The organism is Nitrospinota bacterium (genome assembly GCA_016217735.1).
Taxonomy (GTDB): Bacteria; Nitrospinota_A; UBA7883; order JACRGQ01; family JACRGQ01; genus JACRGQ01.
The window spans coordinates 1-21615 of the sequence record JACRGQ010000025.1 but is presented as its reverse complement, the minus strand read 5'-3'; the positions used below and the strand labels follow the sequence as shown (position 1 = coordinate 21615).

The following is a 21615-nucleotide window of genomic DNA, read 5'->3' as shown; positions in this document are numbered from 1 at the left end:
AAGAAGCGGCCGGGGTTTTCCACCCGGCCGCGAAATATTCGAAAAACCCTTAGTGAATCGGGTTGGCGTACAAAAGGATCAGAACAATAACGAGCGTGTAGATGACCAGCGATTCGATAAGCGCCAGGCCGATCAGCATGTTCGGGAACAGGCGCTGGTAGAATCCCGGGTTGCGGGCCATCGCCGAAAGCGCGCCGGAAATGGCATGGCCCATGCCGATGCCGCCGCCGAGCGCCGCCAGGCCGAGGCCGACGACGCAGCCAAGCGCCATGTAGGTGAGCGCGCCGGAGGAACTGCCGCCAGCGGCGGCCGCCGCTTCCGCTTCCTGCGCGAACGCCGCCGGAGCCGCCGCCACGAGGGCGGTCAACGCCAGCAAAAAGAGGTTAAGTTTCTTCATCGTATAACTCCCAAAAAATGTGTTGAACCAAGCCTTGACCGAAGTGTGTAACCTGTTTCAGTGCTCTTCAGCCAAAGCGCCTTGTAAATAAACCATCGCCAACAGTAAAAACACGATCGTCTGCAGCAGGCCAGTGAATACCATGAACGCCATCATGAACAGCGGCAGCACCAGCGGCACCAGGAAAAGAAGGACGAGAACGACGAGGTCTTCCCCCTTGACGTTGCCGAACAGCCGCATCGCCAGCGTGATGGGGCGGGCAAGGTGCGAGATGATCTCTATGGGGAAAATAAGCCAGCTCAGCCACCAAACCGGGCCCATGAAATGCTTGAAGTAGGTGACAAAACCCTGCTTCTGGATGCCGACGAAGTTGTACACCACGAAGACGGTGAGCGCCATAGCGAGATTGGTGTTCACGTTCGAGGTGGGGGCGATGCAGCCGGGGACGAGACCGATCATGTTCGCGGTGAAAATGAAGAACGTCAGCGTGCCGAGCAGCGGGAGAAACCGTTTGCCGCCGTGGCCGATGACCGACTCCATGTTTTCCACGAGACCGACAACCACCGTTTCCACCATGTTGTGCCAGCCGGTCGGAATGAGCTTCATCGAAACGCGGATGGCGATGGTCAACACCGCGAACAGCGCCATCACCACCCACGTGTAGGTGACGTGCGGATAATGTTCAAGGCCGGGAATGGTCAAATATAAAAATGGCTCGCTCATACTTCCCCTCTTTTAAGTTCGGGCGCCGAGGCGAACACCGCCGCCACCACCACCGAGAGTCCCACAAGAAACGCCACCGGCTCTATGCCGAGGCGGATTATCACAAACAGTTCGGCCGCGAGAACCGCGTACCGCACCAGAAAGGAAAAAATGCCGGCGCTCTTGCCCGCGTCGGGCGCCACCCCCGGAATCACGATCCGCTTGAGCACCTGCGCGCCAAGGCGGAAATTCGCCACCGCCACCAGTCCGCCGACCACAACCGCCAGCGCGTGCGCGTTCGTGTAAAAAATCGCGGCGCAGAAGGCAAGCATGGCGGTGATAACCAGCGCCTTAACGGTTATTATCCGGTCCATTCCCACTTTTCGTTCCCCTTGCAACCGTTCTATATATGTTCAAAAACCCGGCCGCCACACCCAACAGCATGAACACAAGCATCAGAACCGGCTGGGTGCCAAGCCATTTATCCAGCCAATACCCCATGCCGAACCCGATAAAAATGGAGACGACCAGTTGCGTCCCCACGCTCGCGAAAACCGTCAGTTCGATGTAGCTGGGACCGCGTTTCCCGTCTTTTTTATCCAACGCCAATCCGTTCTAAAAATGTCCGGCAATGCTATCAGCATCCTCCGCCCCTGTCAAACGGATTTGGGCCTTATCATTCAACCCGGATTCACCCTATAATCCACCCCATGCGGACGATCAAGGCGGCGTTTTTGGACCGCGACGGCACCATTAACATCGACAAGGGATATATCAGCTCGCCGCGTGAGATCGAGCTTATTCCCGGCGCGGCTAAGGCCATCAAGCTTCTGAACGAGGCCGGTTACGCCGTGTTCGGCGTCAGCAACCAGTCGGGGGTGGCGCGCGGGTTTTACGGCATTGAAGAAGTGCTGGCCGTGAACCGCCGCGTGGAGGAACTGCTCTCCTCCGAAGGGGCATATATAAGGGAAATCCTCTACTGCCCGCACCACCCGCGCGGCATGGTGCCGGAGTACAGCATCACGTGCAAATGCCGCAAACCGCTGCCGGGAATGGTGGACGCCGCGCGGCAAAAGCACGGCTTCGCCATCGCGGACGCTATCGTCATTGGCGACAAGATATGCGACGTGGAACTGGGCAGGAACATTGGCGCGCGGACGGCGCTGGTGGAAACCGGTTTCGGCGCGGAGGAGAAAGTAAAGATCGATTGCGGAGAAGCCCCCGCGCCGGACGTTTTCGCCCCCTCCCTGCTGGAAGCGGTTATCGCCCTGCTTGGCGCGCCGCCACGCGGGTAATTTAGGCTCCCCCCTCCCCCGCCATCTGTTGTATCATCCCTTCTTGATTATGACCGGCACAACTGACGACAAACATCGGCATGGCCCCCGCCGCCGCCCGGCCATTCCCGCGCTTGCACGCGCGGCGTTGCTGGCGGCGCTGCTGGCGCTGACCCTCCCCGGCGCGGCGCTGGCGGACGACATCGAAGACCGGCTCGACCGGATCATCGGCAACCCCTGCCTTAAGAGGGGACGGGTCTGCATGGTGGTGCGCTCGCTCAAGAACGGCAACACCATCTACGAAAAAAATCCCGACCTCCTGATGACCCCCGCCTCCAACATGAAGATCATCACCGCCGCCGTGGCCCTGAAAACGCTTAAGCCGTGGTACAAGTTCGACACCATCTTCTCCTACACCGGCACGCGCAAAGGGGAAACCATCGAGGGCGACCTGGTGGTGAGCGGCCGCGGCGACCCGCACCTCGTTTCCGAAGACCTCTGGCTGATCGCCAACGAGGTGCGCAAACGCGGCATCACCCGCATCACCGGCGGCATCATCCTCGACGACGGCTACTTCGACGGCGAGTTCTTCCCGGCCGGATGGCGGCTTTCCTCCATACGCCGCGCGTTTGAAGCGCCGCTCAGCGCGCTTGCGCTCAATTTCAATACCGTGACGGTGATGATCTACCCCGACCCGTCCGGCGCAAAGCCGATGGTGGTGGTCGATCCGGCCACCCCCTATTTCAAGCTGGTGAACCGGATGACCTACGGCAACGGGGGCCGTAAATTCGTGGCGATACGGATGAAGCCGCGCCCCGGCGGCGGCGAGACGATGGAAGTGCTGGGGCGCATCCGCCCCGGCGGCGGCGAGCTGACCTACTACCGCGCCGTGGCCAACCCTGTGCGCTACTTCGGCGACACCTTCAAAACACTGTTGACCGGCATGGGTGTGGCGGTGGACGGAGGCATCCTGAACGCGCCCCCTTCGCGCCCCACCACCAAATTTTTTGTGCATAGCTCGCGGCCGCTCCTGCATCAGGTGATGGACATGAATAAATTCAGCAACAACTTCATGGCCGAACAGATACTCAAGACGGTCGGCGCCGAAAAGGTCTCCGCCCCCGGCACCATCAACAAAGGACTGACCGTGGCCGAATCGGTGATGGCCGAATGGGGAATCACGCAAGACCGTTACCGCTTCGTCGACGGATCGGGACTCAGCAAGGACAACAAGGTATCATGCTCGGCGCTCACCGACGTGCTGGACCGCCTCTACCACGAGTTTGAAGCCGGACCGGAATTCATAAGCTCGCTGGCGGTGATGGGAAAGGACGGCAGCGTGCGCGAGCGCGATATCGGCGCCTCCAACCCGGTGAAAGTGAAGACCGGCACGCTGGACTCGGTATCGGCCATAAGCGGCTACTACCCGCTGAAGAACGGCGACGTGCTGGGATTTTCGATGATCTTCAACGACCTCGCCTGCTACAACGGCATGGCGCACCAGATTCAAAACCACCTGCTGACGGAACTTTCATCGCTCAACGGCCACGCGGCCGAATAGCCGCTCCGTTTTTTCCGCGCGCAACAAATCGCCGGTCTTAATTCCGCATAAACTTGCATAAACTTGACGGAACAAAACCGTCCATCGGTGGTAGAATGGTGGCGAAGGCGTAACTTTTGTTTGGGGGTAACTTATGCTTACCACAGTGCTCATTGCATCTTTTGTCCTGCTCACATTGCTGGTCCTGGGAAAAGTGGCCTACGCCATGCTCGGCCCGCGCCCCTACCGGCGCAACGATGATGACCCGTTCAAGATCGGCTCCACCGCGTGGTCCCTGTATGGACCGGGCAGCGAACGGTGGAAAGAACGCTACGGCGAACGGGAATCCTGAAAAGCGCCACCCGGTGGAAACACAACGGTGTCTCCACCGGGTGGCGGCGCGGGCGTAGTGTCCTTTTTCAACAGATAGACCGACGATAACACCAGCGCCATTCCCGCAAGTTGCGCCAACACCAACCGCTCGTTGAGCAAAAATCCCGCGGCCAGCACCGTCACGGCCGGACCGCTGTTCTGTACCAGCGCCGCCTTCGATGCTCCCAACGCGCGGATGCCGTAAAAAAACAGCATGAAGGGGACGAACCACGCCACGCTGCCAAGCAGGAGAACGATCACCCACGTTTTCAGGCCGAGAGCCAGCGGCGGCATGCCATAGAGCGCCTCGGCGTAAATGAACATGAAGGCGGTGATGTGAAACGCCGCCACTAATGGGCTTTTACGCTCCATGTATTTTTCAAATGCCAGCATCGCCGCCGAAGAGCAGAGGTTCGCCAGCATCGAATACCCCACCCCGGCCATCGAGCCGGCCACCACCGCTCCCAGATTGCCAATCCCGATGACCGGCAGGAGCAGAAGGGCGACGCCGGCAAACGATACCGCGAGGCTAACGACCTTGAGCGGCGTAATGGGAGAACGCCCCAGCCTCCATGCCATCAGCACGGTGATCGCGGGGCTGACCGCCCCCAGCAGCGTGGATACCGACGCCCCCAACAATTCGATGGAATGGATGAAGCAGTACATCGCCCCTCCCATCCCCGCCACGCTCACCACCGACACGAACGCAAAATCGCGCATGGAAAGGGCCGAGCTTTTGAGTTGGCGGAAAAAAAGCGCCGTGACGGCGAACAGCGGCAACGCCACCATCATCCGCAGCACCAGGATGTGCTCCGGGCTGATCCCCTCGTTAAGCCCCATCCGTATGAGAACGGGGCCGAGGCCGAACAACAGCGTGGCAACGATCATCTGAACCATTAATGCTTTAACCTTTTCCTGCCATATAAATATTATATCAACCGGCACAATCACCGACGGAAGAATAATCCTTCCCCGCAACAATCATGTATAACCGCCCCCCTTACCTTCCGGCCAACATATCTATCTATTTGATTTAAAAACCGTTTATGGCATAATTATAATCACCATGAATGGTACGCGCTCTTTTGCAAGCCCCCTTATCCGGGCGGTCTTGGTGTTGCTCGCCGCCGTGGGGGCCTGCCAGCAAGACAAGCACGTGTGGTCGCCGGAGGATATGAAATCGAGCAACTACTACTACTCCGCGCAACGGGACAACCGCGAAGCGACCCGCATCATCAACCGCGCCGGGGAGGTTTTCTCGGTGGGGGAAAAAGAAAAAGTGATAAAGCTCACCGACAATGCGCTGGCCAGCGCCCGGATAGTGCAGGACGGTTTTTTGGACAAGGTGCATCCAGAGTTCAAGAAGCATTTCCGGGGCGAATTCCAGACCGCGCTGGAACTGGCGCGGCGAAATCTGGATAACCCGGACTCTAAAACCGCGCATCGCTCGGAAGAGCTTTTTTCCGCGTTTGTGGACTGGTATAACGCCAACCGCGACAACATACATATGCCGCCGGCGTACTGATGCCCTCCAACATCCGCCGCATCCCGCTGATAGCCCTGCTGATCTTTGCCGCCTGCAGCCCGATACGCGGCGACTGGACCTCGCAGGAACTGGAAGCCGCCGCGCACTTCTACAAATCGCAGCGGGCGAACAAGGAATACCTCCGGATCGTGCGCGGCGGCGATTTCAACCGCAAATTCACCTACCAGGAGAGCGTGGAACTGCAAAAGGAGATGAAAAAAGCGCTGAATGAAGCGCTGCAGGTGATGGCGGACCCGTCTTTCCTGGGGAAGGTGCATCCGGATATGCGCGAGCATTACCGCAACGAGTACGTCCGCTCGCTGGAGATGACGCTGCAAAACATGGATCAACCCAATCCCGACATCGCCGAACTGGCGGACAACCTCTACAACAGTTATGTGGAGTGGTATGTCGGCCATCAGAAGGAATTCCGCATCCCGAAAGAAAATTGACCGCGTGGGCCGCCACGCGGCGATTGAACCTTTCTTCTCTCTTGTACGTCAAAACTATATAATGGGATTCAGAGTTCGTTGCGCCATGAAAAAAAGGATCGCTGCATGAAGAAAGCGCTTATTATCGGCATCATCGCGCTGCTCGCGGCGGGCGGCGGCTACTACGCGTACCATCAACGGGAAACCGGCGAACAGGAATACAAAACCGCCACGGCGGAACGCGGGCCGTTGCGCTCCGCCGTGTCCGCCACCGGCACGGTGAATCCCGTGATGTCGGTTTTGGTCGGTACGCAGGTCTCCGGCCGGATCAGCGCGCTTCACGCCGATTTCAACTCCCTCGTTAAACAAGGAGAACTGCTGGCGGAGATAGACCCCACCGCTTTTGAAGCGCAGCTTGAGCAGGCGACCGCCAGTTTGGCGGTCGCCGTTGCCGCGCGGGAACGGGCCGGGGCGAGCCTGCACGACGCCGAGCGGAGCCGGCGCCGCACCAAGGAACTTTTCGACGCACAGGCGGTAAGCCGCGGCGACCTGGATCAGGCCGAAACCAACCTGGAATTGGCACGCGCCAACCTTAACAGCGCCAAGGCCACCTGCCAGCAGGCGGAGGCCGCTGTCGCGGTCGCCTTGACCAACCTCCGGTACACCAAAATACATTCCCCGGTGGACGGCACAGTGGTCTCGCGCAACGTGGATGTGGGGCAGACCGTGGCCGCCAGCTTCACGACCCCCACGCTCTTCAACATCGCGCGAGACCTCAAGCAGATGCAGATCGACACCAGCGTGAACGAGGCGGACATCGGCCGCGTGAAGACGGGCCAGCCGGTGGAATTCACCGTGGACGCCTATAGCGATATGGTTTTTAAAGGAACCGTCCACCAGATACGCATCGCCCCGGCGGTGGTGCAAAACGTGGTCACCTACGACGTGGTGGTGCGGGTGGACAATCCGGAGCTGAAGCTCAAGCCCGGCATGACCGCCAACGTCGGCATCATCATTGAAACGCGCGATGCGGCGCTGAAGGTGCCGAACGGGGCGCTCCGCTTCAAGCCCAAGACGGCCGGGAAAGAAAATAAAAAGGAAAATCCGCCCCCCATCCACGGCAGCGGTGTATGGATATTGGCCGGAGACGCGCCACGCCGCATCGCCGTGCAAACCGGCATCGGCGACGGCAGCTATACCGAAGTCACCTCTCCCGAACTGAAGGAAGGGATGGAGATCATTGTGGATACCCTGGCGCAAAAAGGGAAAAACGACCAGCGCGGCCACCGCCTCTTTTAACGCGGCGTGAAACACTATTTATGCATGTCATTCTGAGCGTAGCGAAGAATCTCTTTCCGGAAAGTGATCCTTCGCCTCCGGCTCAGGATGACACGGGGATTTTTCAACAGCCTGCCAACGCGGACGCGCTCAACCATCGCAAAATCGGAGCTGACCCCCTATGCCGCTCATACAGTTGACGGACATTACCAAAGTATACGGGGCCGAAAACAAGAACCCCTTCACGGCGCTGGCCGGCGTATCGCTGCAAATCGAAGCCGGTGAATTCGCCGCCATCATGGGGCCATCCGGCTCCGGCAAATCGACCCTCATGCACATCCTCGGTTGTCTTGACACCCCCACCAAGGGGCAATACCACCTTGACGGCGGCAACGTTGACCGGCTGCAAGGCGATCAGTTGGCGGCGGTCCGCAACCGGAAAATCGGCTTCGTCTTCCAGGGATTCAACCTGATCCCGCGCACCAACGCGCTGGAGAATGTGGAGTTGCCGATGCTGTACAGCGGCGTGGCGCCGGGGGAACGCCGGCGGCGCGCCGGGGAAGCGATGCGGCATATGGGTCTTACCGGATGGGAAAAGCATCGGCCCAATGAACTCTCCGGCGGCCAGCAGCAGCGGGTGGCCATCGCCCGCGCCATCGTCAACGACGCGCCGCTCATTCTCGCCGACGAGCCGACCGGCAACCTCGACACCAAAACCAGCGCCGAGATCATGGAGCTGTTCGTCCGCATCAACCGCGAGAAGGGAAAAACCATCATCCTCGTCACGCACGAGGCCGACATTGCCGCCTACAGCCGCCGCATCATCCGCGTACGCGACGGCCTCATCGTGACGGACGAACCGCGGGAGGGGCGATGATCAATCTGCGGGTGACGGGCCGGATTTCACTGCGCGCGCTGCTGGTGAACAAGATGCGCTCGTTCCTCACCATGCTCGGCATCATCATCGGCGTTGCCTCGGTGATCACCATGCTGGCGATAGGGGCCGGCGCGGGGCAAAAGCTGGGCGAGCAGGTCGCCTCGCTGGGCAGCAACCTCCTCATGGTCTTTTCCGGCAGCGCCACCAGCGGCGGCCAACGGATGGGCGCCGGCACCGAACCGACCCTTACGCTGGGGGACGCGGAGGCGATGCGGAAGGAATTGAGCGCCGTGGCGGAAGCCGCCCCCTTCGTCAATGGCGTGGCGCAGGCGGTCTACGGCAACCAGAACTGGTCCACCATCATTCAGGGAACCACGCCGCCGGTGTTCGAAATCCGCGACTGGTCCGTCACCGCCGGGCGCCTTTTCACATGGGAAGACGTGCGGGGCGCCGCCAAAGTCTGCCTGATCGGCACGACGGTGGCCGACAACCTCTTCGGCGCCATCGATCCGGTGGGGAAGGTGATTAATATAAAAAAGGTGCCCTTCACCGTAATCGGCGTGCTGGAGAAGAAGGGCGAATCCCCTGACGGGCGCGATCAGGACGACACCATCTACATGCCGGTCACCACCGCGCAGAAAAAAGTGCTGGGGGGCATTTTTGCCGATTCCGTGCGGCTTATTTTCGTGAAAGCAAAAAGTTTCGATCAACTCGGCGAAGCCGAGGAACATCTCAACGCCCTGCTCCGGCAGCGCCACCGTATCGGCCCGAAACAGGAGGACGATTTCTCGGTGCGCAATATCACGCAGGTTCTCCAGTCCGCCGAACAGATGGTGCGCATCATCAGCCTGCTGCTCATGGCCATCGCCTCCGTTTCGCTGCTGGTCGGCGGCATCGGCATCATGAACATCATGCTGGTCTCCGTCACCGAACGGACAAAAGAAATCGGCATCCGCATGGCGGTGGGGGCGCGCGCGGCCGACATCCGTTTCCAGTTCCTCATCGAGGCGCTGCTGCTTTCCCTTCTCGGCGGGGCGCTCGGCATCGCGCTGGGAATCGGCCTGTCGCGGGTCATATCCCACTTCGCCGACTGGCCGGCCATCATCACCGCCTCCTCCATCCTGCTGGCGTTCGGCTTTTCCAGCGCGGTGGGGCTTTTTTTCGGCTTTTATCCGGCATACAAAGCCTCTAAACTGAACCCCATAGACGCATTGAGGTATGAATAACCCCGTCGGAAATGGCGGAAACAAGTACGGCTCCGGGGGTGGCGCCATCTTTGACAGTGAATCACCGCCGCGCGCGGCGGCGGCAATAATAACGGGAGCGGGTCATCAGAATATTGATATACGCCATCTTCGCGGCTTCCGGATTTGCGGGCCTGATATACGAATCGATTTGGACGCATTACCTGAAGCTTTTTCTGGGGCATGCGGCCTATGCCCAAACGCTGGTGCTGGCCCTGTTCATGGGCGGCCTGGCGGCGGGAGCCTGGCTTGCGGGCAAGTGGTCGGAAAGAATTAAAAATCCGCTCGCGGTGTACGCCGCGGCGGAAGGGGCGCTCGCCGTGTGGGGATGGGCTTTCCACCATGAGTATGTGGCCGCCACCACCTTTGCGTACAAGGCCATATTGCCCGCCCTTCCATCTCCGCTCGCGGCGGGCGTTTTCCAGCACGTCCTTTCCGCCGCGCTCATCTTGCCGCAAACGATGTTGCTGGGCGCCACATTCCCGCTCATCAGCTCCGCGCTGATACGCGCCTTTCCGCTGAATGCCGGTTATTCGCTTTCCCTGTTGTACTGCACGAACAGCCTGGGCGGCGCGGCGGGGATAATCGCATCCGGCTTTATGCTGATTCCGCGCTTGGGCCTTCCCGGCACGTTGCTGGCCGCCTCGCTTCTCCATGCCGTGGCCGGTTTGGCCGCATGGCTGGTCTCCCGCGGAAAGAAATCGCCCGCCCTGGTGCCCGAGGTTGACGCAAGGGGCGGAGCCACAACCCTCCGGACGCTTTTCCTCGCCGCCGCATTCGTGACCGGCGCGTCATCGTTTATGTACGAGGTGGGGTGGTTGCGGATGCTCAGCCTTGTGCTGGGGGCATCCACGCACGCATTCGAACTGATGGTCGGCGCATTCATCATCGGCCTCGGATTGGGCGGATTTTGGATTCGAAGGCGGATTGACACCCTTCCCGGCAAGACCGCGTATGCCGGCTATGTCCAAATCGCCATGGGCCTGCTTGCCCTTGCCACGCTGCCGGTGTACTCAAGCAGTTTTGGGGTAATGGCGGATATCATGCAATCGCTGGCCAAGACCGGCGGCGGATACACGTTGTTTAACGCCGCCAGCCATCTTATCGCCGCCGCGGTGATGGTTCCCGCGGCGTTATGCGCGGGCATGACGCTTCCGCTGTTCACCGCTGCGCTTGTTTCGGCCGGCCACGGCGAAAAATCCATCGGCGAAGTCTACGCCTTCAACACGGCGGGGGCCATCGCGGGGGTGGCGTTCGCCATATACGTGGGGATGCCGATGCTGGGGCTCAGGGGATTATGCATTGCGGCGGCGGCGATGGACGCGGCGCTGGGCGTTCTGCTGCTATACCACGCGGGCCAATCACGCCGCGGCGCTTACGCCCTTGGCGCGTTCGCGGCGATGGGAATGGCCGTGATCATCGCGGTGCCGTTCAAGGCCGAACAGCTCGCCTCCGGCGTTTACCGCAACGGCGCCGCCACCATAGATGCCAGTGAGCACATCGTTTTCCACAAAGACGGGAGAACCGCCACGGTTACCGTTATGCGCGATGACAGCGGCTCCCTCACCGTCGCCACTAACGGCAAGCCGGATGCTTCCATCAATATCCTCCCTGACAGCCCCCCCACAACGGACGAATCCACGCAAATGTTGCTGGGGACATTGCCGATACTGTTCAATCCGAAGGCCGAAACCGCGGTTAACATCGGATTGGGCTCCGGTTTTACCACACGGGTGCTCCTTGCTTCGCCTTCGCTGCGGAGCGTGGAGACGATAGAAATCGAGCCGGCAATGGTGGAAGCGGCGCGACAATTCAGGGACGTCTCGGCCCGGACCTTCGACGATCCCCGGAGCCATATCCGCATTAACGACGCAAAGACCTTTTTCGCCATCAACCGGAAACAATACGACATCATCGTCTCCGAACCTTCCAATCCCTGGGTGAGCGGCGTATCGGGCCTTTTCTCGCTGGAGTTTTACTCGCTCGTCTCCCATAACCTGAATCCCGGCGGCATATATATCCAGTGGCTGCACCTGTACGAAACCGATGCGCGGCTTTTCGCATCCATCATTAACGCCATGGACGGCAATTTTTCCGATTGGGCCATCTACAGCGCCCATAAATCGGACGTGATTATCGTGGCCCGGAACGGAGGGAAACTCCCGGAGCCGGCGCTTTCCGCCGCGCCGCCGGAGCTTGCCCCGTTGCTGGCGCGGGTGGGCGTGGCCACGCCGGACGATCTGCGCCTGCTGCGGCTGGGCGATAAAAAACTATTGGCGGGATTTTTCAACAAAATGGGCGTCCAGCCCAACTCGGATTATTTTCCGTATCTGGATACGAACGCCGTGAAAGCCCGGTACCTGCAATCCAATTTCTTCCCGCTGAACGAATTGCGGTCCTCCCCCCTTCCGTTGTTGGACATGCTTGAAGGCACGCGGCGCGGCGGCGCGGTCACGCGGGTAACGGCCTCGCCGTTTTTCATGCAGCACCAATACGCGGTGCGGGCGGGGCAACTCCAGGATTTCATCATGACCGGCGCGCCCCTGCCGAAGGGAATGCCTAACGATGTACGGGATGCCGCGGTCATCCTGACATCCCCCGGCTGCGGCGGCGAGCACAACAGGGCTTTGTTATATGTCGCCCGTAATACCATTACCTTCCTTTCGGAGGGGGAACTGGCGCGCCTGTGGCCGCGCGTGATGCGGGACTGCGGCCAAACGGATTGGCTGCGGCTTGTGCATGCGCTCTCGGCGCGGGATGCCGCGGCATCGGCCGGCGCCGCCAGGAAACTCCTGGCCACCGCCGATTTTGGCGATGATGCGCGGCTGCGCGCCTTTGTGCTGAAAGCGGGGATGCTGGGCCACATCGCGCGGGAAGAGAACGGCGCCGCGCTGGAATTATTCAATACGTACGCGCCGGCCCTTTTCAGCCCCGCGTCGCCGCCGGACTTTACCATGGTCTACCTTCACTCCCTCGCGAAGGAAACGGGGATTCCCAAAACCATGCCGTTCACCCCGGGAAACAATTGACATGCGCCGTGCGCCGGGCCAATAAAGCATGTAAACTGGATGTGCTTGGCGCATTGAGGTACGAATGATGAACAAACCCATGATTGTGCTGCTGGCGGCCCTGATCCTTCCCTTTCCCGCCGCCGCCGAAACGCCGCGTGAAAAAGCGGCCCGCATCCTCGACAGCATCGACGAGATGTGGCGCGGCGATTCGTCGCACGGCATCATGCTGATGCGGGTGAAAACGCGCAACTACTCCCGCAGCCTCAAAATGGAGGGGTGGAGCAAGGGAAAAGACCGTTCGCTCGTCCGCATCATTCTGCCGCTCAAGGAAAAGGACGCCGCCACGCTCAAATCGGGCAACGACATCTTCACCTACCTGCCGCAGACCGACCGCACCATCCGGCTCACCAGCGGCATGATGATGGGCTCCTGGATGGGAAGCCATTTCACCAACGACGACTTGGTGAAGGAATCCCGGATGCTGGACGACTACTTCGCCGAGATCACCTTCGCCGGAACGAGGGACGGCATGAACATCATGGAATTCACCCTCATGCCGAAGCCGGAATCCGCCGTGGTCTGGGGCAAGATCATTTTGTCCGTCAAGGACGAGAATATTCCGGTGAAGGAAATTTACTATGACGAGGAGATGAACATAGCGCGCACCATGACCTTTACCGGCCTGAAGAACTTTAGCGGCCGCACGATACCCGCCGTCCTGAAGGTGGTGCCGTCCGATAAGCCGGACGAGTACACCGAGGTGGTGCATGAATCGCTGGAGTTCGACATTAAACTGCCGGACGAGCTTTTCTCCCTCGCTTCACTGAGAAAAAAATAGATGAAGATCGTCCCCATCGCGCTTCGTAATATCAGCCGCAAACGGGTGCGTAGTGTCATCACCATCGGCTCAATGGCCTTCGCCGGGTTCATCATGCTTTTCTTCGCCGCGCTGGGCCAAGGGCTGCTGTATACGATGGAACAGAATGCCATCGGGGTGAGCACGGGAGACATCCAGATACACGCCCCCGGTTACCGTAACGACCCCGACCTCTACGCCCGTGTGCCCGATCCCGCCGCGCTGGTGGATAAGCTGGCGCTGACGGGCTTACACGCCGCGCCCCGCCTCTACGGTTTTGGGCTGGCGGCGGCGGGCGGCACCTCCTCCGGCATCTGGATGCGCGGCGTTGACTTGGTGAACGAGCCGAAGGTGACTGTGATCGACCGCCAAGTGATGGAGGGCGATTGGCTTTCGGCCGACAAACCCAAAGAAGTGGTGATAGGCAAAAAGCTGGCCCGCACGCTCGGCGTGAAGCCGGGGGGCGAAATCGTTGTTATCAGCCAAGCCTCCGACGGCGCGTTGGCCAATGACATCTATTTCGTCCGCGGCATCCTTAAAAGCGTGGGAGACGCGGTGGATCAGGGCGGATTCCTCATGGTCGACGCCGAGTTCCGCCGCCTGATGGGAGTGCCGGAAGGGGCGCACGAAATCGCCGTGGTTCGCATAAACAAAGACCGCGCCCTGGCCGAAGCGGCCGAGGCGGTGGCCGCGCTGGCCCCGGGAATGGAGGTCAAAGACTGGCGGCAGTTGCAGCCGGTGCTGGCCAAGATGATCGACGTGATGGACATCTCGCTCCTCTTCATGCTCTTCATCGCCTACTCGGCGGTGGGCATGGTGATCCTCAACGCCATGCTCATGAACGTCTTTGAACGGATACGGGAATTTGGCGTGATGAAGGCCATCGGCGTCACCCCGTCGCAGGTCTTTTGGCTGATCGTGGCCGAAGCGATGCTGGAGGCGGTTATCGCAAATGTGGTGGCTCTCGGTTTCGGCATTCCGGTGGTGCGCCATTTTGAAGTTCACGGCATCGACCTCTCCTCCCTCTCCTCCGGCGCGTCCCTCGCCGGCATCGCGTTCGACCCGATATGGTACTGCAAGCTGACCACAAAGGCGCTCGCCATGCCGGTCTGGTTCATGTTCATTGTGGTGTTGGCGGCTGTCATCTATCCGGCGTTGAAAGCCGCCTTGTTGAAACCTCTGGAAGCCCTGCACCACCAGTGACATGATGATCTGGCGGTTGGCTTGGCGGAACCTTTTGCGGCGGAGCAGACGCACCCTGCTCACGGCGCTCTCGGTGGGCACCGGCCTGTGGGTCACGCTCCTCTTCACCGGCATGGCCAATCACAACTGGGCCAACATGGTTAAGACCAGCGTGAAAATGGGGTTCGGACATGTGACCATCGAACCAACCGGCTACCTGGATAGTCCGTCGGCGACTAAACGTATCGCCGTGGGCGCTCAAATGCTGACAACCGCCGGGGCAATGCCGAACGTCACCCGCGCCATTCCCCGCATCATGGCGGAAGGGATGATCGCCACCGCCGCCAAAACGGTGGGAGGAAGCATTATCGGCATCGATCCCGCGCTGGAATCAGCCGAATACAATTTCTTTCTGAAATCGCTGGCCGCCGGACGCCTGTTTGAAAACGCCGACGAGCCGGGGGTCATGGTGGGCGCGAAGCTGGCGGAAAAACTGAATCTCAAAGTGGGAAAAAAACTTGTCTACACCGCCGCCGATGTGAACGGCAACATCGTCAGCGATCTGGCCCGCGTTACCGGCATCTTCCAGACCGATGTCGACGCGGTTGACGGCGGAGTTATTTTGCTCCCCATCAACCGGCTTCGGCGCATGCTCGGCTACGCGGAAAACGAGGCGACGCTGGTGGCGGTTTTTTTGAACGACGAGCGCCTCGCCCCCGATATCCGCGCCGCCATCGCCGCCCACGCCTTTCCGGACACCGAAACCTGGACGTGGAGCGAAACCCAGACAGAGATCGCGGGCATGATAACCATAGACCGCATCTCCCACCTCTTCTTCCAGTTCTTCATCGGGCTGCTGGTGGCGGCCGGCATCCTCGATACCATCCTGATGAGCGTGCTGGAGCGCAAACACGAATTCGGCATAATGCTGGCGGTCGGTTCGTCCCCTTGGTTTCTGTTCCGGCTGGTGCTGATGGAATCGTTTTTCATCGGCTTGCTGGGGCTGGCGCTGGGCGTAATCCTTAATGCGCCCTTATACATCTACCTCAGCCGCTGGGGATACGACCTCAGCTCGCTCCTGCCGCCGGGTTATGACCTCAACCGCGTACCAGTGGATCCGGTCATGAAGGTGATCTACTATCCCGCGGACGTGGCCGGCATCGCCGCCGCGATCTTCGGGTTGACGCTGCTGGCGGGGCTTTACCCCGCGTGGAAAGCCAGCCGGATCCCGCCGGTGGAAAGCATACGCAACATTTAATTGGGGAATACCATGGACAGCGGCCCGATCATACAGTTGGAAAACGTCACCAAGGTCTACCATCAGGGAAAAATCGACGTGACCGCCATCGACGGTTTTTCGCTCACGGTGAACAAAGGCGATTTCGCGGCGCTTTGCGGACCGTCCGGCAGCGGCAAAACCACCATCCTGAACATCATCGGCGCGCTCGACGTGCCGACCGCCGGCAACGTCACGCTGGAAGGAAACGACCTGGCGCGCCTCAGCCGCACCGCGCTCTCCTCCATGCGGCGCGACAGGATCGGCTTTGTCTTTCAGGCATACAATCTCATCCCGGTGCTCACCGCCTACGAGAACGCCGAGTTCGTTCTCGTCCTTCAGAGAATGCCGGAAACCGAACGGCGCGCGCGGGTGATGGAGATGCTCAAAGAGGTCGGCCTTGAAGGATTGGAGAACCGCCGCCCCGAAGAGCTCTCCGGAGGGCAGCAGCAGCGCGTGGCGATAGCGCGCGCGATGGTCACCGAACCCGCCGTCATTCTGGCCGACGAACCGACCGCCAATCTCGACTCGGCCACCGCCGCCTCCCTGCTCTCCATCATGGACCACCTCAACACCGCGCACGGGATTACTTTTCTTTTTTCCACGCACGATCAGCGGGTGATGGACCGCGCGCGGCGCATCATCACCTTGCGCGACGGCAAGCTGGCCGGGGACGAACGCAAGGGATGAAACAGCCGCGCGCGCTCTTCTTCGCGCTGGCCCTGCTGACCGCGTCCGCGCTCCCTGCCGCCGCTTTTTACGAATACGATGGCGGTGAAAATAATTTTGGGGCGCGCGGACTGATCCGCCTCTACGGCGGCATCAGCCAAAACCCGGACATCCCGGCGCTCTACCCCGCGCGCAATGACGGCGTGCTCGCCGCGGAGGGGCGGCTTATCGCCGCGGGACGGTTAGGTCCCCATCTGGGCCTGGATTTCAACGGCCACCTCTTCGGCTCATACGCCGGCTCCGAGTTGCAAAAAACGGCGGAGGTGGAACGCAGCGGCGCGCTGGAGTGGGCGCTGCGCGATGGAAAACGCGACGCGGCGCGGTTCGCCATAGACCAGTTATTCCTCACTTTTTCCGCCGGCCGGATTGATCTGCGCGCGGGACGGCAACCCATCGGCCTGGCCACCTGCTTTTACTTCACGCCGAACGATTTCTTCGCCCCCTTCGCGGCCCAAAACTTTTACCGGGTCTATAAGCCCGGCGTTGACGGCGCACGGCTTGATTTCCGTGTGGGTCCGCTTTCCCAAATATCCCTCATCCATGCGCTCGGCTACGCGGCCGATCCCGCCGGGGCAAACGGCTACGCAAGTTCCGTTGACGGCGGCGGCGCGGCCACCATCGCGCGGGCCGCCGTCACATTCGCCCGTTTCGAATGGGCGTTGCTGGGAGGAAAAATAAAGGATGACACGGTGATGGGCGGATCGCTGCAAGGGGAGCTTTTTTCATGGCTCGGGCTGCGAGCCGAAGGACACCGCCGCCAAAACAGCGCCAATGCGTGGCTTGAAATCGCCGCCGGCGCCGAGCACCGGTTTTCCAACTCGCTTACAATCCGCTATGAGCACTTTCATAACGGCGTGGGCGCCTCTTCCCCCGCCGCTTACCGGTTTGGCGCCACGCCGTATCCGGGCCGGGAATATGGCGCACTCGGTTTTTCATATGAATTCACGCCGCTGTTCACCGGCCAAATGCTCGCCTTGGTCAACTGGGGGGACAACTCGCGGGCGTTGGCGTTCTACGGCCTCTTTTCATTGAGTGATGAAAGCGAGCTGGCCTTTGGCTTCAATATCCCGCGCGGCGAACCGGGTTCGGCCCAGGGGATAAATAGCGAATACGGATCATACCCGCTTTCCGCCCATGCCGACTTCCGTGTTTATTTTTAGGGGCCGTGCGCATTTCGGCCAATCGGCGCGCGGTGCAAAATAGGCTATAATCCGTTTGAATATGGCGAATCAACTTAAAAAGGGAACAAAGGCTCCGAAGTTGGCCGATGTGTTATCCAGCATCGCCGATGCCGAAGACGGCATAACGGCGGACATCCGCCGCGGGATTAAACGCCTGCCGCCGAAAGAGCGGCCCATCGCGGAAAAAGTGGCCGCCATGAAAACGGCGCTGTCGCAAAAAAACCAAATGGCCGATGCGGTATCGGATTCGCTTCGCGGCATGAATGCCGATTTCCAACGCGCGGTGCTGCTCCTTTCCGCGTTCACGCGCCTTTCCAATATTCTCAGCAGTTGCGGCGACGCCGCCAAAATTCCCCATCGCATCGTGAAGATTTTCATAGACGCGTTTAATTTTGACCAGTGCTCCATCATGCTGCATGACCGGGTTAACGATCTCCTGGTGCATTCTGCGGGCGCCGGCCAGATGGACTACTTCGAAACGCTTGCGGGAAAACATCATCACAAGGAGGGGCTTTCGCTCAAGCCGGGCGCCGGCGCGGCGGGCATGGCGGCGAAAACCATGCAGCCCGTTGTCATCAACGATATTGCCGGCGACACGGCCTTTATCAAAAGCGGACGCGGACCCAACCAGGGATCGGTCGCCTGCATCCCGATGCTCTACCAGGGACGCCTCACCGGCGTCGCGAATTTTTCACATCCCTCCCCCGGCTTTTTTGACGGGCAGATCATGCGGGCCCTCGTGCCAATGGTGAACGCCGTCGGCCAGATCATCGAGATGACCGATCTGCAAACCGAACTCTCCGCCATCAACGCCTCCCTCGAAAAAACCGTGGCGGAAAAAACGCGGGATATGGAAAATGTAAACGAGAAGCTTCACAACGCCAACCGCCTCAAGGACGATTTCATAGCGAACATCAGCCATGAGCTGCGGACGCCGCTCACCTCCATCATCGGCTTCGCGCGCCTCATGATCGATTTCCACGGCATGGACGAAGAAGAGCGCTCCTCCTACCTAAGGATCATCATGGAGCGGGGCCAGACGCTTGAAAAACTCCTTAACGATCTGCTCGACCTCTCGCGCATCGAAAGCGGCAATATGCCGATGAACGTCGACCGCATCAACATGGGAGAACTGGCGATACGGTGCGTCGAACAATTCCGCCTGATGGCCGAAGGAAGCGGCATCGCCATCAGCGCCCACATCGACCAGCGTCCGCTGCTGCTGTACGCCGATTACCGCAAGCTGACGCAGGCGCTTGGCAACCTCATCCATAATGCCGTCAAATACACCGGCGCGGGGGGATCCATCGAAGTCCTCGTCAAAGAACTTCCCCGCGAAATCATGGTGAGCGTGACCGATACCGGCATCGGCATCGACCGGAGCCAGCATGAAATAATTTTCGAACGCTTCCGGCAAGCCGAAAACCGCCGCAACAAAGCGGGCGGCGCGGGAATCGGACTTAATCTCACCCGGCAGATCATCGAACTGCACGGCGGCAAAATATGGGTGGAAAGCGATCCCGGCACAGGCAGCACATTCTCGTTCTGCATCCCGATGGAAATGCGCTGCGACTTGGACAAGCCGCACAAAATCGAGCCGTTTTTTTCCCGCTAATATCCCGCCTTTCAATTCCTTCAATTCCCGCATCTCCTCCAGCGAGGCTATTTTGGCCTTTTCCCCTCCATCCGCGTCAATTCCACCAAAAACGCCACAAACGTCCCGCGTGATTTAATACCGCCGAATTTTCGGTTATCTTTCGCTGCATGATGATAAACGAAAAGTTGATTGGTATCGCAAGCAAAGTGGTGAACGCCTCCCCGGTTCGCCGGACGGCCCGCAACCTCAAGCGGCTGTTTCCCGCATATCTTTTTTCATTTGTCCCGTTTCTGCTGTTTGGCACGCGCAATGACCTGCGCCTCATGTTTTGGAAAGTCGCCGTCGTCGGCTGCGGTCTTCTTGTGTTTCACTTCACCCGCAAATCGATGTTCCCCTACATAGACCTGCACCGCTCCTTATCCCACCTTAAATCCCACCCCTCCACGGCCGGCGGCGGCGCGACAATTTTGGCCCACGGGGCGGCGGTGCTGGCGGAGGCGCTGGTCATCGCGGCGCTCGCCTTCGCCATCATCATCGCCATGGCGGAGGGGCTGTGATACCGATAACCGCGCTGACGCTTGCCGTATCGCTCATGGGAAACGCCTCTCCCGCCGCGAAATACCGGCCGTTTCTCACGCGCGAAGTCCGCTTTGTCTGGGGGAAGGACGAACCGGTTTCCACTTTTGCCGCGCAGATACGGCAGGAATCGGGCTTTGACGAACAGGCGCGTTCATCGCACGCCGGCGGTCTGGCGCAATTCACCCCGGCCACGGCGGCCTGGATCGGCGGCGCGTACCCCGAATTGGCGGGCGGCGGCATGTTTAACTGGAAATGGGCGATCCGCGCGCTGGTGCGGTATGACCGGCATCTCCACGAACGGCTGCCGGACGATGAGCGCCGCTGGGAGCTGACGTTGCGCGCCTATAACGGCGGCCTCGGCTGGATTCAAGAAGAGATGCGCGCCTGCGGCGCACGCGGCGTGGAATGCTGCCGCCGTTTCCGGGCCGGAATTTCCTGCCGGGAAAACCTGAATTACCCCGCGGTGATTTTGGGCAAATGGAAACCGCAATACGCCGGATGGGATAGATGAAACAACGGCACCTGGTCCTTGCCATACTCGCCATCTTCGCGGCGGCCAGTTGGCTTGTCTTCCGCGTGCCGGACGGCGGCGGCGGGGAAAAGAAGGGAATTTTGAAAGAACGGTTACGGGCCGCCGAATCCGCCCTGCAAACGCTGGACGCCGAACGCGCCGCCGGGCGCGAAAGGCTCCGCCTCGCCGGAAAGAAGGCGGATGAGAACCGTGCGCGTTCAACGCGCGCGGCGGCGGCCCTTCCTTTTTATGAACAACGGAGAAAAGAGGCATCGGCCCGGTGGGCCGAGAGTGCGACAGAAGTGTCGCACCTACCTGGGCAAAGAGAAAGGAGGGGCGATGGAGAGAAACAAAAAATGGCGGATGACGCTGCTCTGCTGCGCCGCCTTAACGCTCTGCTTCGGTAACCACGCCGCCGCTGAAGACGGCCCCGCGCATTTTGACGAGGGCGCGGCGAACGTGGCGGTGCCGCGCGAGTATCTGCCGCCGCTGGTGGCGCTGGCGGAAGAGGGAAAGCGCCGCGAATCGGAGCGGCCCCTTGAAACCGCCCTGCGCGACGCGCTCTATCAGGAGAACGGGGCGCTGCGTACGGCGCTCGACGCGTGCAACGGCGCGGCGGCATCCGCCGGGGAAGAGCTTGACTACGCGCGACAGCAGATGTCGCTGGACGAACAGACGATACACGCCTGCGAAGGCGCGCGGGAAACCGGCCGCGCCTTGCTGGATGAAACTGAAAAAGAGAACAGGGGATTGCGCCTAACGCTCGCGGGCATTAAATGGATTTTATTAGCCGTCGGCGCGGCCGCGGGCGCAATCCTCCTATTGCATTAAGACGGAAAGGCTAATTCATAGGTGGCGCGGACACTCTTGTCCGCGTTGTCCCCTTAAAGGGGATACCCGCCACGGATTGAATTGTTAATTCCGTGGCTCCCTTGCGCAACGCGCCAAGAAGGATTGGCCCGGTGGGCCGATAGTGCGAATGAATTCGCACCTTGTATCTTGGAAATCGTAGAATTTCATTAAGTGGAAACCGGGGAAAGCTGTGTCGCACCT

24 protein-coding genes are annotated in these 21615 nt (G+C 60.3%); 19 read left to right on the top strand and 5 right to left on the bottom strand.

The annotated features are described in order from the left end of the window. Window positions 1-49: 49 nt before the first annotated feature. Genes atpE through HZA03_04030 form a run of 4 tightly spaced genes read right to left on the bottom strand, consistent with a single transcriptional unit; the run spans window position 50 to window position 1666 of the window. Window positions 50-397 carry an ATP synthase F0 subunit C gene (atpE, locus tag HZA03_04045; protein MBI5637127.1) on the bottom strand — a complete coding sequence of 116 codons (348 nt, stop codon included), beginning with the start codon at window positions 395-397 and terminating at the stop codon, window positions 50-52. Window positions 398-454: 57 nt separating this feature from the next. Then, window positions 455-1120, bottom strand: a complete 666-nt coding sequence (atpB, locus tag HZA03_04040) for a F0F1 ATP synthase subunit A (GenBank protein ID MBI5637126.1) — start codon at window positions 1118-1120, stop codon at window positions 455-457. Further along, window positions 1117-1473, bottom strand: coding sequence for an ATP synthase subunit I (locus HZA03_04035; GenBank protein MBI5637125.1), 357 nt, complete (start codon window positions 1471-1473; stop codon window positions 1117-1119). Before HZA03_04035 ends, atpB begins: the two co-directional genes overlap by 4 nt. Beyond that, window positions 1451-1666 carry an AtpZ/AtpI family protein gene (locus HZA03_04030; GenBank protein ID MBI5637124.1) on the bottom strand — a complete coding sequence of 72 codons (216 nt, stop codon included), beginning with the start codon at window positions 1664-1666 and terminating at the stop codon, window positions 1451-1453. The genes HZA03_04035 and HZA03_04030 overlap by 23 nt, the downstream gene beginning before the upstream one ends. Window positions 1667-1809: 143 nt before the next feature. On the opposite strand from HZA03_04030, the gene HZA03_04025 reads away from it, so the two are divergent. From HZA03_04025 to HZA03_04015, 3 genes are all read left to right on the top strand, one after another. Continuing rightward, a complete protein-coding gene (locus HZA03_04025; GenBank protein ID MBI5637123.1) occupies window positions 1810-2394 on the top strand; it encodes an HAD family hydrolase in 585 nt (194 codons plus the stop codon). A 49-nt stretch (window positions 2395-2443) separates the two neighbouring features. Next, window positions 2444-3934, top strand: coding sequence for a D-alanyl-D-alanine carboxypeptidase/D-alanyl-D-alanine-endopeptidase (gene dacB, locus HZA03_04020; GenBank protein MBI5637122.1), 1491 nt, complete (start codon window positions 2444-2446; stop codon window positions 3932-3934). A gap of 133 nt (window positions 3935-4067) precedes the next feature. Then, window positions 4068-4265 carry a hypothetical protein gene (locus tag HZA03_04015; protein MBI5637121.1) on the top strand — a complete coding sequence of 66 codons (198 nt, stop codon included), beginning with the start codon at window positions 4068-4070 and terminating at the stop codon, window positions 4263-4265. Here the strand turns inward: HZA03_04015 and HZA03_04010 are convergent. After that, the gene (locus HZA03_04010) at window positions 4244-5182 is read right to left on the bottom strand and encodes an EamA family transporter (protein ID MBI5637120.1); all 939 of its coding nucleotides are present in this window, start codon (window positions 5180-5182) and stop codon (window positions 4244-4246) included. The genes HZA03_04015 and HZA03_04010 overlap by 22 nt on opposite strands. A gap of 169 nt (window positions 5183-5351) precedes the next feature. Here HZA03_04010 and HZA03_04005 point away from each other — a divergent pair, with 169 nt between their 5' ends. The 16 genes from HZA03_04005 (at window position 5352) to HZA03_03930 (ending at window position 21393) form a co-directional block, all read left to right on the top strand. Next, complete coding sequence (locus HZA03_04005; GenBank protein ID MBI5637119.1) at window positions 5352-5810, top strand: hypothetical protein; 459 nt, start codon at window positions 5352-5354, stop codon at window positions 5808-5810. Further along, window positions 5810-6262 (top strand): hypothetical protein, encoded by a 453-nt coding sequence (locus HZA03_04000; protein ID MBI5637118.1) that lies wholly within the window; start codon window positions 5810-5812, stop codon window positions 6260-6262. The genes HZA03_04005 and HZA03_04000 overlap by 1 nt, the downstream gene beginning before the upstream one ends. Before the next feature lie 105 nt (window positions 6263-6367). Then, window positions 6368-7540, top strand: a complete 1173-nt coding sequence (locus HZA03_03995) for an efflux RND transporter periplasmic adaptor subunit (protein ID MBI5637117.1) — start codon at window positions 6368-6370, stop codon at window positions 7538-7540. Window positions 7541-7700: 160 nt separating this feature from the next. Further along, window positions 7701-8396: an ABC transporter ATP-binding protein gene (locus HZA03_03990; GenBank protein ID MBI5637116.1), complete on the top strand. Its 696-nt coding sequence runs from the start codon at window positions 7701-7703 to the stop codon at window positions 8394-8396. Further along, a complete protein-coding gene (locus tag HZA03_03985) occupies window positions 8393-9622 on the top strand; it encodes an ABC transporter permease (protein ID MBI5637115.1) in 1230 nt (409 codons plus the stop codon). The genes HZA03_03990 and HZA03_03985 overlap by 4 nt, the downstream gene beginning before the upstream one ends. A gap of 113 nt (window positions 9623-9735) precedes the next feature. Next, complete coding sequence (locus HZA03_03980; GenBank protein ID MBI5637114.1) at window positions 9736-12669, top strand: spermidine synthase; 2934 nt, start codon at window positions 9736-9738, stop codon at window positions 12667-12669. 64 nt (window positions 12670-12733) lie between these two features. Next, a complete protein-coding gene (locus tag HZA03_03975) occupies window positions 12734-13489 on the top strand; it encodes an outer membrane lipoprotein-sorting protein (GenBank protein ID MBI5637113.1) in 756 nt (251 codons plus the stop codon). Window positions 13490-13552: 63 nt separating this feature from the next. Then, the gene (locus tag HZA03_03970) at window positions 13553-14710 is read left to right on the top strand and encodes an ABC transporter permease (GenBank protein MBI5637112.1); all 1158 of its coding nucleotides are present in this window, start codon (window positions 13553-13555) and stop codon (window positions 14708-14710) included. A gap of 34 nt (window positions 14711-14744) precedes the next feature. Beyond that, entirely contained in the window at window positions 14745-15947 is a 1203-nt protein-coding gene (locus HZA03_03965) for an ABC transporter permease (GenBank protein ID MBI5637111.1), read from the top strand. Window positions 15948-15959: 12 nt separating this feature from the next. Beyond that, complete coding sequence (locus HZA03_03960) at window positions 15960-16655, top strand: ABC transporter ATP-binding protein (protein MBI5637110.1); 696 nt, start codon at window positions 15960-15962, stop codon at window positions 16653-16655. Next, window positions 16652-17854 carry a hypothetical protein gene (locus HZA03_03955; protein MBI5637109.1) on the top strand — a complete coding sequence of 401 codons (1203 nt, stop codon included), beginning with the start codon at window positions 16652-16654 and terminating at the stop codon, window positions 17852-17854. Before HZA03_03960 ends, HZA03_03955 begins: the two co-directional genes overlap by 4 nt. Before the next feature lie 61 nt (window positions 17855-17915). Beyond that, window positions 17916-19490: a GAF domain-containing sensor histidine kinase gene (locus tag HZA03_03950; GenBank protein ID MBI5637108.1), complete on the top strand. Its 1575-nt coding sequence runs from the start codon at window positions 17916-17918 to the stop codon at window positions 19488-19490. A 149-nt stretch (window positions 19491-19639) separates the two neighbouring features. After that, window positions 19640-20029: a hypothetical protein gene (locus HZA03_03945; GenBank protein MBI5637107.1), complete on the top strand. Its 390-nt coding sequence runs from the start codon at window positions 19640-19642 to the stop codon at window positions 20027-20029. Then, complete coding sequence (locus tag HZA03_03940; protein MBI5637106.1) at window positions 20026-20562, top strand: transglycosylase SLT domain-containing protein; 537 nt, start codon at window positions 20026-20028, stop codon at window positions 20560-20562. Before HZA03_03945 ends, HZA03_03940 begins: the two co-directional genes overlap by 4 nt. Next, complete coding sequence (locus tag HZA03_03935; protein MBI5637105.1) at window positions 20559-20969, top strand: hypothetical protein; 411 nt, start codon at window positions 20559-20561, stop codon at window positions 20967-20969. The genes HZA03_03940 and HZA03_03935 overlap by 4 nt, the downstream gene beginning before the upstream one ends. Next, window positions 20902-21393, top strand: coding sequence for a hypothetical protein (locus HZA03_03930; GenBank protein MBI5637104.1), 492 nt, complete (start codon window positions 20902-20904; stop codon window positions 21391-21393). The genes HZA03_03935 and HZA03_03930 overlap by 68 nt, the downstream gene beginning before the upstream one ends. The last annotated feature ends 222 nt before the right edge of the window (window positions 21394-21615 follow it).

Bases quoted from the DNA above. Each gene is read 5' to 3' on its own strand.
- atpE (MBI5637127.1), bottom strand. From the start codon at position 397: ATGAAGAAACTTAACCTCTTTTTGCTGGCGTTGACCGCCCTCGTGGCG.
- atpB (MBI5637126.1), bottom strand. From the start codon at position 1,120: ATGAGCGAGCCATTTTTATATTTGACCATTCCCGGCCTTGAACATTAT.
- HZA03_04035 (MBI5637125.1), bottom strand. From the start codon at position 1,473: ATGGACCGGATAATAACCGTTAAGGCGCTGGTTATCACCGCCATGCTT.
- HZA03_04025 (MBI5637123.1), top strand. From the start codon at position 1,810: ATGCGGACGATCAAGGCGGCGTTTTTGGACCGCGACGGCACCATTAAC.
- dacB (MBI5637122.1), top strand. From the start codon at position 2,444: ATGACCGGCACAACTGACGACAAACATCGGCATGGCCCCCGCCGCCGC.
- HZA03_04015 (MBI5637121.1), top strand. From the start codon at position 4,068: ATGCTTACCACAGTGCTCATTGCATCTTTTGTCCTGCTCACATTGCTG.
- HZA03_04010 (MBI5637120.1), bottom strand. From the start codon at position 5,182: ATGGTTCAGATGATCGTTGCCACGCTGTTGTTCGGCCTCGGCCCCGTT.
- HZA03_04005 (MBI5637119.1), top strand. From the start codon at position 5,352: ATGAATGGTACGCGCTCTTTTGCAAGCCCCCTTATCCGGGCGGTCTTG.
- HZA03_04000 (MBI5637118.1), top strand. From the start codon at position 5,810: ATGCCCTCCAACATCCGCCGCATCCCGCTGATAGCCCTGCTGATCTTT.
- HZA03_03995 (MBI5637117.1), top strand. From the start codon at position 6,368: ATGAAGAAAGCGCTTATTATCGGCATCATCGCGCTGCTCGCGGCGGGC.
- HZA03_03990 (MBI5637116.1), top strand. From the start codon at position 7,701: ATGCCGCTCATACAGTTGACGGACATTACCAAAGTATACGGGGCCGAA.
- HZA03_03985 (MBI5637115.1), top strand. From the start codon at position 8,393: ATGATCAATCTGCGGGTGACGGGCCGGATTTCACTGCGCGCGCTGCTG.
- HZA03_03975 (MBI5637113.1), top strand. From the start codon at position 12,734: ATGATGAACAAACCCATGATTGTGCTGCTGGCGGCCCTGATCCTTCCC.
- HZA03_03960 (MBI5637110.1), top strand. From the start codon at position 15,960: ATGGACAGCGGCCCGATCATACAGTTGGAAAACGTCACCAAGGTCTAC.
- HZA03_03955 (MBI5637109.1), top strand. From the start codon at position 16,652: ATGAAACAGCCGCGCGCGCTCTTCTTCGCGCTGGCCCTGCTGACCGCG.
- HZA03_03950 (MBI5637108.1), top strand. From the start codon at position 17,916: ATGGCGAATCAACTTAAAAAGGGAACAAAGGCTCCGAAGTTGGCCGAT.
- HZA03_03945 (MBI5637107.1), top strand. From the start codon at position 19,640: ATGATGATAAACGAAAAGTTGATTGGTATCGCAAGCAAAGTGGTGAAC.
- HZA03_03935 (MBI5637105.1), top strand. From the start codon at position 20,559: ATGAAACAACGGCACCTGGTCCTTGCCATACTCGCCATCTTCGCGGCG.
- HZA03_03930 (MBI5637104.1), top strand. From the start codon at position 20,902: ATGGAGAGAAACAAAAAATGGCGGATGACGCTGCTCTGCTGCGCCGCC.